Source organism: Saccharopolyspora sp. NPDC002686 (genome assembly GCF_040295745.1).
Classification (GTDB): Bacteria; Actinomycetota; Actinomycetes; order Mycobacteriales; family Pseudonocardiaceae; genus Saccharopolyspora; species Saccharopolyspora oryzae.
On record NZ_JBEOVY010000233.1, the window covers coordinates 1 to 12330 of the forward strand.

A 12330-nucleotide genomic window follows, 5' to 3' on the forward strand; every position below is an offset into this window, starting at 1 on the left:
TGAACGTCCGCACGCTCATCGCCTCCTGCGCGGCCAGCTCGCGCAGCGCCAAAGGCCGGTCCAGGTGCTCCAACGCCCAAGCGCGCGCCCGCCCGGTGGACGAGATCTGCGGTTCCGGCACCGGCCTCCGGACGTACTGGGCCTGACCGCCCTCGCGGTGCGGCGGCACGACCATCACGCGCGCGACCTCGTTGGCGACCGCCGCCCCGTGATCGCACCGGATCATGTGCAGGCACAGGTCGATCCCGGACGCCTCACCGGCCGAGGTGAGCACCTCGCCCTCGTCGATGTAGAGCACGTCGGGGTCGAGCTGCACCGACGGGAACAGCTCGCGGAACCGGTCGCTGGAGTTCCAGTGCGTCGTCGCCCGGCGCCCGTCCAGCATCCCGGCGGCGGCCAGCACGAACGCCCCGGTGCAGATCGAGGCGATGCGCGTGCCCGGCCGGATCCGGGCGAGCGCAGCGGCCAGCTCCGGGCCGAGCCGTCCCTCCGTCTCGGTCTCGTCGAGTTCGTGGGTGGCCGGGACGATCACGGTGTCGGCGTCGTCCAACGCCTCCGGACCGCTCGCGACGTGGATCGGGAAGTCCGCGTCGGTGCGCACCTCGCCCGGCGAGAGAGCGCAGGTCACGACCTCGTACAACGGCTCCCCGGCAGGCGTGCGAGCCCGCCCGAACAGCTGGTGCACCAACCCCAGTTCCATCGGCATGACGCCATGCCGGACCAGCACGACAACCCGCATGGCCCGATTCTTGCACATGTTGTCCATCAAGCCACTCGTCCGCGAGCTCCGCGCAGCGCAAGGTCGACGACCATGAGAATCGAAGTGCACCGCGCCTGGTGGGTCACCGCCGTCACCGCCCTGGTCGTCGTCGTCGCGGGCGCCTGCGCCACCACGGCGGGCCTGCTGGTGACCCCGCTGCACCAGGAGTTCGGCTGGTCCCGCGCCACCATCGGGATCGCGGTGTCGGTGAACATGGTGCTCTACGGGCTGACCGCGCCGTTCTCCGCAGCGCTGGTGGACCGCTTCGGCCTCCGCCGGGTCGCGGTCGGCGCACTGCTGCTGATCGCCGCCGGAGCCGGCACGACCACCGCCGTTTCCGAGCCCTGGCAGCTGGTCGCGGGCTGGGGCGTGCTCGTCGGGATCGGGTGCGGCGCGCTGGCGATGGCCTTCGCGGCGACCGTGGCGCACCGCTGGTTCACGACCCGCCGCGGACTGGTGACCGGGTTCCTGACCGCCGCGAGCGTCTTCGGCCAGTTCGCGTTCCTGCCGGTGATGTCCTGGGTCGTCGACCACTTCGCGTGGCGCTCGGCGACCATCGCGCTCGCCCTGCTCGCCTTGGCCGCGACCCCGCTGACCTGGTCGGTGTTCCGCGACCACCCGGCCGATCTCGGCCTGCGCCCGTACGGCGCGACGGCCTTCGAACCGAAGCCGCTCCCGGAGCCGGGCGCCGCCCGCCGCGCGCTCCGGCTGCTGCTCAGCTCGGCCCGGACCGGCCCGTTCTGGCTGCTGGCGGGCACTTTCGCGATCTGCGGGGCCTCCACCAACGGGATCATGTGGACGCACTTCGCCTCGGCCGCGCACGACCACGGCATGCCGACGACCATCGCCGCGTCCCTGCTGGCGGTCATCGGCGTGGTCAACGTGGCGGGCACCATCGCCTCCGGCTGGCTCACCGACCGGTTCAGCCCCCGCCTGCTGCTGGCCGCCTACTACGCCCTGCGCGGCACGTCCCTGCTGTTCCTGCCGTCGCTGCTGGCGCCGACGGTGCAGCCCGGGATGGTCGCCTTCGCGGTCCTGTTCGGCCTGCTCGACGTCGCGACGGTCCCGCCGACGATCGCCCTGTGCCGCGAGGTCTTCGGCGACGGCGGCGCGATCGTCTTCGGCTGGGTGAGCGCGGCCCACCAGGTGGGCGCCGGGCTGGTCGCGCTCGGCGGCGGGCTGGCCCGCGACCTCATGGGCTCCTACGACGCGGTCTGGATCAGCGCGGCCGGCCTGTGCGCGATGGGAGCCCTGCTCGCCACGGCCATCAAGAAGCCCGCGGTTCAACCGGCGTGACGGCGCGGGATCTCCACCAGCACCCGGGCGCACCGCTGCTCGAACGGGAAAGACACGTCAACGTCCACTGCTGCCAACCTTTCCCGGCATCTCGGCAGGACGTGCGCAGTGGCCGTTGGTTCCCGATCCGACGCGGCTGCTAGCCCATCGACTGCACGACGGCGGCGGCGACGGCCTGCGCGCCGTCGCGGACGCGCTGCCAGGCCTCCGAGGTCTCCTCCGGCCACTCCAGCAGCTGGTGCTTCTCCAGCAGGGCCGCCAGTTTCGGCGAGTGCTCGGGCTGCAGCGGCGTTCCCCCGCGCAGCATCTCGATCAACCGGTTCAGGTCGTCGGGCGCCGCCTGGCGCCCTTCCAGGGCTTCACGGGCCAGGTCGAGCGCCGCCATGTCCGCCATCAGCCACCCCCTGGGCGGGGTCGCGCCCACCTCGGCGTTGACGTGGGCCTCGACGAGGTCGGCGAGCAGCCCGGAGGATTCTGCGGGCAGCGCCGCACCCGTGCGCAACGCGCGGATCGCGCGGTCCATGTCATCGCCAGCGGCCATCGAGAACCTCCCCATCGCGGACAACCGACAGGCATTCTGCCCCGCCCACCGCGCCCGCCCGGAACCACCTTGTTCAACCGATCGGTTGCGTACGGAGCCGATCGGGTTTACGGTCTTATTCAACCGACTAGTTGAGGAAGACCGGTGGACGAGAGCACAGAGCAGCTCAACCGGGCGTTCGCGGCACTGGCCGACCCGACCCGGCGCGAGCTGGTGGCCCGGCTGGCCAGCGCGGACGCGACCGTGGGCGAGCTCGCCGAGCCCTACGACGTGAGCTTCCAGGCGATCTCCAAGCACGTGAAGGTGCTCGAGGAGGCCGGCCTGGTGACCCGCAGCAGGGACGCCCAGCGCCGACCGGTGCACCTGGACGCGGAGGTGTTCGACCTGATGTCCAAGTGGATCGAGCGCTATCGCCGGGAAGCCGAGGAGCGCTACCAGCGCCTCGACGCCCTGCTGGACCGCATGACCGACGAGCAGCCGAACCGAGCGGAGGACGCATCATGACCAAGCACCAGACCGAGATCCTGGCGAACGAGAAGGTCCCGACGATCGAGATCATCCGGGAGTTCGACGCAGCACCCGAGCACGTCTACCGAGCCCACGTCGACCCCGAGCTCTACGCGCAGTGGGTCGGGCCCCGCTCGTTGACCACGCGGGTCACCAAGTGGGACGCGCGCACCGGCGGCGAGTGGGCCTTCGCCAACGACCGCGACGGCGAGGAGATCGCCACCTTCTACGGCAGCTTCCACGAGGTCCGGCCGCAGGAGCGGATCGTGTGGACCTTCACCTACGAGGGCGCGCCCGACGGAGTCGCGCTGGAGACGCTGACCTTCGAAGCGCTCGAGGGCGGGCGCACCCGGCTGCGGGTGCTGAGCGTGGTCGAGGACTTCGAGACCCGCGACGGGATCCTGGCCAGCGGCATGGACGTCGGGGTCAACGAGGGCTACGACAAGCTCGACGAACTGCTCGCGAAGGAAGCCTGAGATGGGACCGGCCCAGCAGCACGCGCACGACGCCGCGCGGTTCACCGAACTCGTCGAGGCGGCCGACGACTGGTCGCGGCCCAGCCCCGTCGCGGGGTGGACGGCCCTCGACGTCGTGAAGCACCTCGTCGAGTGGTCCCGCAGTTTCCTGGCGGGCGCCGGGATCGAACTCGCGCCGCTGGACGTCGAGGCCGACCCGGTCGCCGCCTGGAAGCAGCACGTCAGCGATGTCCAGGCGATCCTCGACGACCCCGCCGGACGGGTGCTCAGCAACCCGCACACCGGCGACAAGCCGGTCGACGAGGCGATCGACCAGTTCTACACGGCCGACGTCTGGATGCACACCTGGGATCTCGCCAAGGCGCTCGGCCACGAGCCCGACCTGGGCGAGGAGCGGTGCCGCGCCGCGCTGGAGGGCATGAAGCAGATCGAGCAGCTGCTGCGCGACAGCGGGCAGTTCGGCCCCGCCGTGCCCGCCCCCGAGGGGGCCTCCGCGCAGGACCAGCTGATGGCGTTCATCGGCCGCGATCCCGCCTGGCCGTCCTGATCCGACTCGCGAACAGCCTTGACACATACCCCTCATGGGTATATCCGTACTCCCGAACTCAGATACCCCCTAGGGGTATCGGGAACTCGGGAGGACGGACATGGGGCTGTTCGCGATTCGCGACTACCGGCGGCTGTTCAGCGCTCAAGTCATCGCGCTGTTCGGCACCGGCCTGGCCACCGTCGCGCTCGGCCTGCTCGCCTACGAACTCGCAGGTCAGCGCGCCGGAGCGGTCCTCGCCACGGCGCTGACGATCAAGATGGTCGCCTACGTGGTCGTCGCACCGCTCGCGGCCGCCTACGTCGACCGGCTGCCCCGGCGCTGGTTCCTGACCGGCCTCGACGTGGTGCGCGCCCTGGTGGTGATCGCGCTGCCGTTCGTCACCGAGGTGTGGCAGGTCTACGTCCTGATCGGGCTGCTGCAGACGGCGTCCGCGGCGTTCACCCCGACGTTCCAGGCGGTCATCCCGGACATCGTCACCGACGAGTCCGACTACACCCGCGCCCTGTCCGCATCGCAGGTCGCCTCGACCATGGAGAGCCTGCTGAGCCCGGTGCTCGCGGCGGTGGCGCTCGCCTTCCTGTCGTTCAACCTGCTGTTCCTCGGCACCTCGATCGGGTTCGCCGCATCCGCGCTGCTGGTCCTGTCCACGCGGATCCCCGACGCGCGCCCCAGCTCGCACGCGAACGCCTGGGACCGGGCCGTGTCGGGGATCCGCAGGTTCGCGGCCACCCCGGGCCTGCGCGGCGTCATGGCGCTGAACCTGGTGGTCGCCGCCGTCGGCTCGATCGTGGTGGTCAACACCGTGAACTACGTCCGCGACGTCCTCGGCGGGACCCAGTCCGGCGTGGCCTGGATGCTCGCCGCGTCCGGAACGGGAACGCTGCTGGTCGCGCTGGCCCTCCCGCGCGTCCTGGACCGGGTGGCGGACCGGTCGGTGATGCTGACCGGTGCCGCGGTGCTGGTGCTCGCGGTCGGCTCGGCGGTCGTGATGTCCGCTGCAGGCGTCGCCGAGGCACTGCTGACCGGGGTGATTTGGGTGGCGGTCGGCGGCGGGATGGCGCTGATCATCACGCCGACCGGGCGGGTGCTGCGGCGAGCGGTCGATCCCGCCGGGATCCCCGAGGTCTTCGCCGCCCAGTTCTCGCTGTCCCACCTGGCCTGGCTGGTCACCTACCCGATCGCCGGATGGGTGGCCACGCAGGCGGGCTTCACCACCACTTGGACCGTCCTGGCAGTCCTGGCCGTGATCGGAGCCGCCACGGCGCTGGCGGTCTGGCCTCGCACCGAATCCCGCGCGGTGGTGCCGGAAGTCGTCGATGCGGCGGAGGGCACGCTCGCGGCGTGCCAGTGCGCCTGCGTCCGCACGGTCTGAGGCGCCTTGACCTTGACCCTGCGTCAGGGTTGGAACCTCACCGCATGACCAGCAAGCTCGCCCCGCCGATCGGCGGGTTCCAGGAGATCGACGGCCGCCGCGTTTTCGCGCACCGGTCGGGAAGCGGCGGCCCGGCCGTCGTGTTCCTGCCGGGCGCGAACGCGGTCGGCCTCGACTACTTCGGCGTCCAGCAACAGGTTTCGCAGTTCACCACCGCTGTCGTCTACGACCGGGGCGGCACCGGCTACAGCGACCCGCTCCCCCTGCCCCGCACCGCCACCGAGGTCGCCGCGGAGCTGCACGACCTGCTGCACGCCCAGCACGTCGACGCCCCGTACGTCCTCGTCGCGCACTCCCTCGGCGGCCTCTACGCGCACCGGTTCGCGCAGCTGCACCCGCAGGAGGTCGCCGGGCTGGTCTTCCTGGACGCCCTCCACCGCGACTGGGACGACTTCATGCCGCCCGCCGCGAGCCTGGCCGCAGCCGAGCGGATGGCACCCGATCCGGAGCAGATGCGCCTGGCCCTGCGCGAGATGTTCACCGAGGTGTTCGCGGACTACCCGGAACACGTGCGGCAGGCGCTGATCGACGCCCACCTGAGCGACGAGTGGATCCGCACCGGCGCCGCCGAGAGCACCGGGTTGACCAAGCTCGCAGCTGAACTGCGGGGACCGAACCTCCCCGACGTCCCGGTGATCGCGCTCAGCGTGCTGGACCCCGACCAGGAGGCGATGCACGACGGCCGGACGAGGATGGACGCGGCACTGGTGAACAAGGTCCCGCGCGGGGAACAGCGCATCCTCACCGACACCGCCCACCACCGGCTCTGCTTCGACCGCTCCGACGCCGTCGTCCAGGCCGTCCGCGACATCGTGGGAGCGACTCGTCCCTAGACTCCACGGAGACCCGAGGAGGACGGTGCTCACGATCAGCCAGCTGGCCGCGACCGCCGGCGTCACCGTGCGCGCCGTCCGCCACTACCACCACATCGGCCTGCTGCCCGAGCCCGAGCGCGACGCCTCCGGATACCGCCGCTACGGCGCGCAAGCCGCGGTGGACCTCATCCGGATCAGAACCCTCGCCGACGCCGGTGTGCCGCTGTCCCGCATCGACGCCCTGCTGCACGCCCAGCCGACCGAGTTCGCCGCGGCCATCAGCGACATCGACGCGGAGCTGCAGCGCAAGATCGACCAGCTGACCGAGAACCGCCGCCGCATCGCCGGACTGGCCAGCGGCGAGGAGCTCGTCCTGCCCGCCGAAGTCGTCGCCGTCCTGAACCGGATGCGCAACTTCGGCGTCAGCGAGCGGAGGGTGCAGCTCGAACGCGACGCGTGGATCTTGATGCAGGCGCTGACCCCGGAGGCGGTGCCACAGCGGGTCCGAGAGAAGAACGCCGGCTTCGACGACCCGGAAACCCGACGCCTGTACCTGGCCTGCGACCAATCGGTCGACTGGAACCCGAACGACCCCCGCCTGAACGGCCTGATCGACGACCTGGACGCCTGGGAGATCGAACACGAACGAGACGCAAGCCGCCCGACCTACCTGAACCTGATCTCGGCCCAGATCGCCGAAACCTCACCGGCCTGGAAAAGAGTCCTCGAAACCCTCACCCACCGAGCCACCCAACGCAGGTGATCCACCCGGATCAGGCGGGAACGGCGCGGAAAACGTCCAGTTCGACGAGATACCCGTTGAAGTGCAGCCCGGACATTTCGGCCTCCCAGCCATCAGCACGGTCCACCTCGGTCAGAACCGCCGAACCGGGCACCGGGTAGGGAGGGTGGCTATCGCCTCCGGGGGCAGCCGCATATCGGCAGTAAGCACGCCTGATGCCCAGCACCCTCGCGCGTACCGGCGAGACTTCCTCAGGCACCCCGTAGTGATGGTCCTCCACGTGCGAGACGCTCTGGGCCAGTTCGGGTCCCAGTGCCGCCGCCAGCCATGCGCGGTCTGGATCGTCGCGCAGCGTCCAATCCACGCGCTCGCCCACCGCGAACGGCTCGCCGCAGCACTGTATTTGCCACTCGCTCACCCACACCAGCGCGTTCATGCCACCAGTCTCTCGGATGCGCGGGCGGGCCGGAGCGTCTTCCGGCGAGCCCGACGCTCGCGCCTGATCATTTTGGCAGCTGGCAATAGCCAAGGGGCGAAGTTCCGAATGAAGCTTGCCCAGGTGCCCGGCTCGATGAGGCCGGACGTCTCGGCGCAGCGCCAAAGTGCCCGACTCTGTGGTCCACCTCACCCGGGATGGAAAGTTGGCGATTAACTGGCATCCCGGGCTTGACGGGCAGGGCTGACCGTCTCGTCACCGACCCTGAAAAGCAGGAAACCCCCTGCGTGAGGGGGTTTCCAGCTGTCTCGACCAGACGTGCGCCCGAAGGGATTCGAACCCCTAACCTTCTGATCCGTAGTCAGATGCTCTATCCGTTGAGCTACGGGCGCTTGTTCAATTGTGGGCCCCCACCTTACGGTGAGAACCTCTGCGGAGGCTCCGGGATTTGAACCCGGGAGGGGGCGTAACCCCCAACCGCATTAGCAGTGCGGCGCCATAGACCAGACTAGGCGAAGCCTCCCGGCGTCCGTTCTTCGCGGCCACCGGAGAAAAATATACACACCCCTCCCGAGGGGGTTTCCAGGGGGGTCCCCTTAATCATCCAGATGCCCCCTGAGCTGCACGAACGAGTCCAGGGCCGCCGGGTTGCCCAGGGCGTCGCGGCTGACCGCCCGCTCCGGCGGGGTTCCGGTGAGGATCTTCTTGACCGGAACTTCGAGCTTCTTGCCGTTCAGGGTCCGCGGCACCTCGTCCACGACGATGAAGCGGTTCGGCACGTGCCGGGGTGACAGCTCGCTGCGCAGAGCGGCCGCGAGCCGCGGCTCGACGTCGGCCAGCGACGCGCCTTCGGCCAGGACCAGGAAGCACAGGAGCTTGTCATCGGTCCGGCCCGGGCCCGAGGTGTCGATCACCAGCGAGTCGGCGATCTCGTCGAAGCCCTCCACCACCCGGTAGAACTCCGCGGTGCCCATCCGGATCCCGCCGCGGTTGAGCGTCGAGTCGCTGCGGCCGTAGATCACCAGCGAGCCGCGGTCGGTGATCCGCACCCAGTCGCCGTGCCGCCAGACGCCGGGGAACACGTCGAAGTAGGCCTCGCGCAGCCGGGAGCCGTCCGGGTCGTTCCAGAAGAACACCGGCATGGTCGGCATCGGCCGGGTCAGCACCAGCTCGCCGACCTCGTCGTGCAGCTCCGCGCCGTGCTCGTCGTAGGCGGCCACGGCGGCGCCTAGCATCGGGCAGGAGATCTCGCCCAGCCACACCGGCACGTCCGGGGACGGCCCGACGAACGCGGTGCACACGTCGGTGCCGCCGGAGATGCTGGCGATCTGCACGTCCTCGCCGACCGCGTCGGCGATCCAGCGGAAGCCGTCGGTGCTCAGCGGCGCCCCGGTGGAGCCGACCGCGCGCAGCGCCGAGAGGTCGAAGTCGTCCTTCGGGCGCAGGCCGCGCTTGAAGCAGCTCTGGACGTACGGCGCCGAGGTGCCGAAGAAGTTCACCCGGGTCCGCGCGGCCAGCTCCCACAGCACCGACTGCGACGGGCGACCGGGACTGCCGTCGAACAGCACCAGCGCGGTGCCGTTCAGCAGGCCGCCGACCAGGAAGTTCCACATCATCCAGCCGGTCGTGGTGAACCAGGTGAACCGGTCGCCCGGGCCGAGGTCGCAGTGCAGCCCGATGGCCTTCAGGTGCTCCAGGACGATGCCGCCGTGGCCGTGCACGATGCCCTTGGGCAGGCCGGTGGTGCCCGAGGAGTACAGCACCCACAGCGGGTGGTCGAACGGCACCGCGTCGAACTCCAGCGGCGCGCCGCGGTGCTGCGCGAGCAGATCGTCCCAGCTCAGCGCACCGCTCAGCGTTGCGCCTTCGCCGAGGTAGTCGATCAGCACCGTCGCGACCGGCATCGCCTCGCGCAGCTGGTCGACCGCGGGTCGGACGTCGAAGGCGCGGCCGCCGTAGTGGTAGCCGTCGACCGCGATCAGCACCTTCGGCTCGATCTGCACGAACCGGTCCGCCACCGCCCGCGCGCCGAAATCCGGCGAGCACGACGACCAAGTGGCGCCCAGGCTCGCCGCGGCGAGGAACGCCACCAGCGTCTCGGGGCAGTTCGGCGCCAGCGCGGCAACCCGGTCGCCGGTCCGGACGCCCAGGTCCACCAGCGCCGCGCGGGCCGCCGCCACACGGGATCGCAGCTCGCCGTAGGTGATCTCCTCGGTGCGCCCGTCCTCGCGCTCGAAGATCACCGCGAGGTCGTCCTCGCCCTTGCCCGGTCCCCCGCGCAGCGCGTGCTCGGCGTAGTTCAGGGTCGCGCCGGGGAACCACTCCGCACCCGGCATCACCTCGGCGGTCAGCACCCGGTCCGCGCGGTCGTGGAACCCGACATCGAAGAAGTCCGCGACGGCGCCCCAGAACCCGCGCAGATCCGAAACCGACCACTCCCACAGCGCCCGGTAGTCGGCCAGGTCAACGCCCCGCTCGGACCGCAACCACCGGCGGAACGCCGCCATCCGACTGGCGGCCACCCGCTCGCTGCTCGGCCGCCACAACACTTCCGGGGAAGGCGCCCTGAACCCCATGCACCCTTGGTAACCCCGGAACCCAACTCACAACAACCCCACCGACCTGCCCTTTTCCACCCCGGTCCCCGAGGGGGACGCAAATTCAACGGAAATCAGACGTCCGATTTCCATTGAATTTGCGGAAGTTCTCCACAGGAGAGGCGAGTTGTCCACCGGGCGGGGTCAGCGGAGGTGGTGGTCGAGCCAGTTGCGGGCTCGGCGCCAGGCCTCGGCGGCGGCTTCGGGATCGCGGTCGAAGCGGTGCCCCGCGCCCGGGTAGCGGACCACGTCGGTCACCGCGGGCGCCGAGTCCGCGACCTCCCGGAGCTTGTCCACGTCGCCGGCTTCGACGCCCTCGTCGTCGCCGTACAGGCCGAGCCACGGGCTGGACAGCTCGCCCGCGATCTCCACCAGCGGCGGCAGCTCCGCCGTCAGCGGCTCGAGGATGCCGCGCCCGCCGACGCTGACCGCCGCGCCCAGCGTGCGGCTCGCGGCCACCACCAGCGCCGCGGAACCGCCGATGTCGAACCCGATGATCCCCTGCCGATCAGCGGGAACGCCCTGGTCGGACAGCCACAGGAAGGACGCGTCCGTGTCGGCCAGGATCGATTCGCCGGACAGCTTCCGCACCCGGTCGGGGTCGCCGTCGTGGTACAGGTGCGGCACGACGGTGAGCCAGCCCTCCTCCGCCAGGGCGCTGCTCAGCCCGCGCACCCGCTCGGTGACCCCACGGGCCTCGTGCAGGAAGACGAGCCCGCCGCGCACCACGTTGTCCGGTTCGGCAACGGTGAGCCGGAGTTCGGTGCCGTCGGTGAGCGCGATCGTCTCGGTCCGGGTTTCGGTCATGCCGTGCAGGTAATCACGCCGAGGTGAACACCAGTCAACACAGTCATCCGGTCGGACCAGCGACTTCGTCACAAGATCACCGGAACGCGGCAACGGGCTGCACTGACCGGAGTCGGGCCGGGACATCGGATATGGGGCTGCTCCGGCCACCCCCGGCGCGTTAACGTCAGCCTGACCGACCTCGAAGGAGTCGTAGATGAGCGTGCGCACCCGTGCCGACCTCGACCAGCTGCCCGCTTACGTGGCGGGACGCACCGTGCCCGGTTCGATCAAGCTGGCCAGCAACGAGGTTTCCGAAGGCCCGCTGCCCAGTGCGGTGGCGGCCATCAACCAGGCGGCGACCGAGGTGCACCGGTACCCGGACATGGGCGTCGGCCGGCTGACCGAAGCGCTGGCCGCGCACTACCGCGTGGATCCCGGGCGGATCGCCGTCGGCTGCGGTTCGGTCGCGCTGTGCGAGCAGCTGGTGCAGGCCACCTGCACCAGCGAGGACGAGGTGATCTTCCCGTGGCGCTCGTTCGAGGCCTACCCGATCATCACCCAGGTCGTCGGCGCCAAGCAGGTCCGAGTCCCGCTCACCGGTGAGCACGCGCTCGACCTGGAGGCGATGCTCGCCGCGATCACCCCGGCCACCCGCCTGATGTTCGTGTGCACCCCGAACAACCCGACCGGCACGCTGCTCCGCAAGGCGGAGCTCAACGCGTTCCTGGACCGGGTGCCGGAAGAGGTCCTGGTGGTCCTCGACGAGGCGTACTTCGAGTTCGTCGACGACCCGGAGGCCCCGGACGGGGTGGAGATCGCCGGCGAGCGGACCAACGTGGCCTCGATGCGCACCTTCTCGAAGGCCTACGGCCTGGCCGGCCTCCGCGTCGGCTACGCGATCGCCCCGCCGGAGGTCGCCGAAGCGCTCCGCAAGGTCTGCATCCCCTTCAGCGTCAACGCCCTCGCCCAGGTCGCCGCGATCGCGTCCCTGGAAGCCCAGGACGAACTCCAGAAGCGCTGCGCCAACATCGCCGCAGAGCGCGAGCGCGTGCACCGGGAACTGGTCGCCCTCGGCTACGAGGTCCCGGAGACCCAGGCGAACTTCGTGTGGCTCCCGCTGGCCGACCGGACTGCGGAGTTCAACGAGCACTGCCTCCAAAACCGCGTCGTGGTCCGGGCTTTCGCGGGTGAAGGGGCCCGCGTGACGATCGGTACCCCGGAGGAGAACGACGCCTTCCTCGCCGCCGCGGGATCTTTCACCCGATCGGCGCAGTGACGGTTCCCGGGTTCGGCGCAGGCGGGTGCGCGGTATCGCCGCAACCCGTGCTTCCCTGATGGGTTGCGGGGGGGGCGCGCGGAGCTTAAAACCCACGGGGACACCCGAGAGTG

General features: G+C 70.6%; 13 protein-coding genes and 2 tRNA genes. 8 read left to right on the forward strand and 7 right to left on the reverse strand.

The window, feature by feature from the left end:
* A partial coding sequence (locus ABTZ89_RS26265; RefSeq protein ID WP_351049423.1) for a GlxA family transcriptional regulator occupies nucleotides 1-766 on the reverse strand: 766 nt, incomplete at its 3' end.
* Nucleotides 767-811: 45 nt separating this feature from the next.
* Between ABTZ89_RS26265 and ABTZ89_RS26270 the strand changes: the two genes are divergently transcribed.
* Nucleotides 812-2056, forward strand: a complete 1245-nt coding sequence (locus ABTZ89_RS26270) for an MFS transporter (protein ID WP_270953871.1) — start codon at nucleotides 812-814, stop codon at nucleotides 2054-2056.
* A gap of 139 nt (nucleotides 2057-2195) precedes the next feature.
* Here the strand turns inward: ABTZ89_RS26270 and ABTZ89_RS26275 are convergent, their stop codons facing one another.
* On the reverse strand, nucleotides 2196-2597 hold the full coding sequence (locus tag ABTZ89_RS26275) for a hypothetical protein (RefSeq protein ID WP_270953870.1): 402 nt from the start codon (nucleotides 2595-2597) through the stop codon (nucleotides 2196-2198).
* Between the two features lie 144 nt (nucleotides 2598-2741).
* Between ABTZ89_RS26275 and ABTZ89_RS26280 the strand changes: the two genes are divergently transcribed.
* The 6 genes from ABTZ89_RS26280 (at nucleotide 2742) to ABTZ89_RS26305 (ending at nucleotide 7140) form a co-directional block, all read left to right on the forward strand.
* Nucleotides 2742-3101, forward strand: coding sequence for an ArsR/SmtB family transcription factor (locus ABTZ89_RS26280; protein ID WP_270953869.1), 360 nt, complete (start codon nucleotides 2742-2744; stop codon nucleotides 3099-3101).
* Nucleotides 3098-3580 (forward strand): SRPBCC family protein, encoded by a 483-nt coding sequence (locus tag ABTZ89_RS26285; protein WP_351049428.1) that lies wholly within the window; start codon nucleotides 3098-3100, stop codon nucleotides 3578-3580. The genes ABTZ89_RS26280 and ABTZ89_RS26285 overlap by 4 nt, the downstream gene beginning before the upstream one ends.
* A gap of 1 nt (nucleotide 3581) precedes the next feature.
* Nucleotides 3582-4127: a TIGR03086 family metal-binding protein gene (locus tag ABTZ89_RS26290; RefSeq protein ID WP_351049430.1), complete on the forward strand. Its 546-nt coding sequence runs from the start codon at nucleotides 3582-3584 to the stop codon at nucleotides 4125-4127.
* A gap of 100 nt (nucleotides 4128-4227) precedes the next feature.
* On the forward strand, nucleotides 4228-5502 hold the full coding sequence (locus ABTZ89_RS26295) for an MFS transporter (protein WP_351049433.1): 1275 nt from the start codon (nucleotides 4228-4230) through the stop codon (nucleotides 5500-5502).
* Between the two features lie 44 nt (nucleotides 5503-5546).
* Complete coding sequence (locus ABTZ89_RS26300; RefSeq protein WP_351049437.1) at nucleotides 5547-6395, forward strand: alpha/beta fold hydrolase; 849 nt, start codon at nucleotides 5547-5549, stop codon at nucleotides 6393-6395.
* A 25-nt stretch (nucleotides 6396-6420) separates the two neighbouring features.
* On the forward strand, nucleotides 6421-7140 hold the full coding sequence (locus ABTZ89_RS26305; protein WP_351049440.1) for a MerR family transcriptional regulator: 720 nt from the start codon (nucleotides 6421-6423) through the stop codon (nucleotides 7138-7140).
* Between the two features lie 10 nt (nucleotides 7141-7150).
* Here ABTZ89_RS26305 and ABTZ89_RS26310 read toward each other — a convergent pair whose 3' ends face one another.
* From ABTZ89_RS26310 to ABTZ89_RS26330, 5 genes are all read right to left on the reverse strand, one after another.
* Nucleotides 7151-7555, reverse strand: coding sequence for a DUF6578 domain-containing protein (locus ABTZ89_RS26310; protein WP_351049443.1), 405 nt, complete (start codon nucleotides 7553-7555; stop codon nucleotides 7151-7153).
* Between the two features lie 319 nt (nucleotides 7556-7874).
* Nucleotides 7875-7947 (reverse strand) — tRNA-Arg (locus ABTZ89_RS26315).
* A 41-nt stretch (nucleotides 7948-7988) separates the two neighbouring features.
* A tRNA-Ser gene (locus tag ABTZ89_RS26320) sits at nucleotides 7989-8078 on the reverse strand.
* Between the two features lie 73 nt (nucleotides 8079-8151).
* On the reverse strand, nucleotides 8152-10131 hold the full coding sequence (locus ABTZ89_RS26325; RefSeq protein ID WP_351049446.1) for an acetoacetate--CoA ligase: 1980 nt from the start codon (nucleotides 10129-10131) through the stop codon (nucleotides 8152-8154).
* 165 nt (nucleotides 10132-10296) lie between these two features.
* Nucleotides 10297-10959 carry a dienelactone hydrolase family protein gene (locus tag ABTZ89_RS26330; protein ID WP_270953860.1) on the reverse strand — a complete coding sequence of 221 codons (663 nt, stop codon included), beginning with the start codon at nucleotides 10957-10959 and terminating at the stop codon, nucleotides 10297-10299.
* Nucleotides 10960-11155: 196 nt separating this feature from the next.
* On the opposite strand from ABTZ89_RS26330, the gene hisC reads away from it, so the two are divergent.
* Entirely contained in the window at nucleotides 11156-12217 is a 1062-nt protein-coding gene (hisC, locus tag ABTZ89_RS26335) for a histidinol-phosphate transaminase (RefSeq protein ID WP_270953859.1), read from the forward strand.
* Nucleotides 12218-12330: the final 113 nt, after the last annotated feature.

What these genes read in the sequence shown, in the direction of transcription:
- ABTZ89_RS26330 (WP_270953860.1), bottom strand. Translation starts at nt 10,959, where the DNA reads ATGACCGAAACCCGGACCGAGACGATCGCGCTCACCGACGGCACCGAA.
- ABTZ89_RS26295 (WP_351049433.1), top strand. Translation starts at nt 4,228, where the DNA reads ATGGGGCTGTTCGCGATTCGCGACTACCGGCGGCTGTTCAGCGCTCAA.
- ABTZ89_RS26270 (WP_270953871.1), top strand. Translation starts at nt 812, where the DNA reads ATGAGAATCGAAGTGCACCGCGCCTGGTGGGTCACCGCCGTCACCGCC.
- ABTZ89_RS26300 (WP_351049437.1), top strand. Translation starts at nt 5,547, where the DNA reads ATGACCAGCAAGCTCGCCCCGCCGATCGGCGGGTTCCAGGAGATCGAC.
- ABTZ89_RS26310 (WP_351049443.1), bottom strand. Translation starts at nt 7,555, where the DNA reads ATGAACGCGCTGGTGTGGGTGAGCGAGTGGCAAATACAGTGCTGCGGC.
- ABTZ89_RS26325 (WP_351049446.1), bottom strand. Translation starts at nt 10,131, where the DNA reads ATGGGGTTCAGGGCGCCTTCCCCGGAAGTGTTGTGGCGGCCGAGCAGC.
- ABTZ89_RS26285 (WP_351049428.1), top strand. Translation starts at nt 3,098, where the DNA reads ATGACCAAGCACCAGACCGAGATCCTGGCGAACGAGAAGGTCCCGACG.
- ABTZ89_RS26275 (WP_270953870.1), bottom strand. Translation starts at nt 2,597, where the DNA reads ATGGCCGCTGGCGATGACATGGACCGCGCGATCCGCGCGTTGCGCACG.
- ABTZ89_RS26290 (WP_351049430.1), top strand. Translation starts at nt 3,582, where the DNA reads ATGGGACCGGCCCAGCAGCACGCGCACGACGCCGCGCGGTTCACCGAA.
- hisC (WP_270953859.1), top strand. Translation starts at nt 11,156, where the DNA reads ATGAGCGTGCGCACCCGTGCCGACCTCGACCAGCTGCCCGCTTACGTG.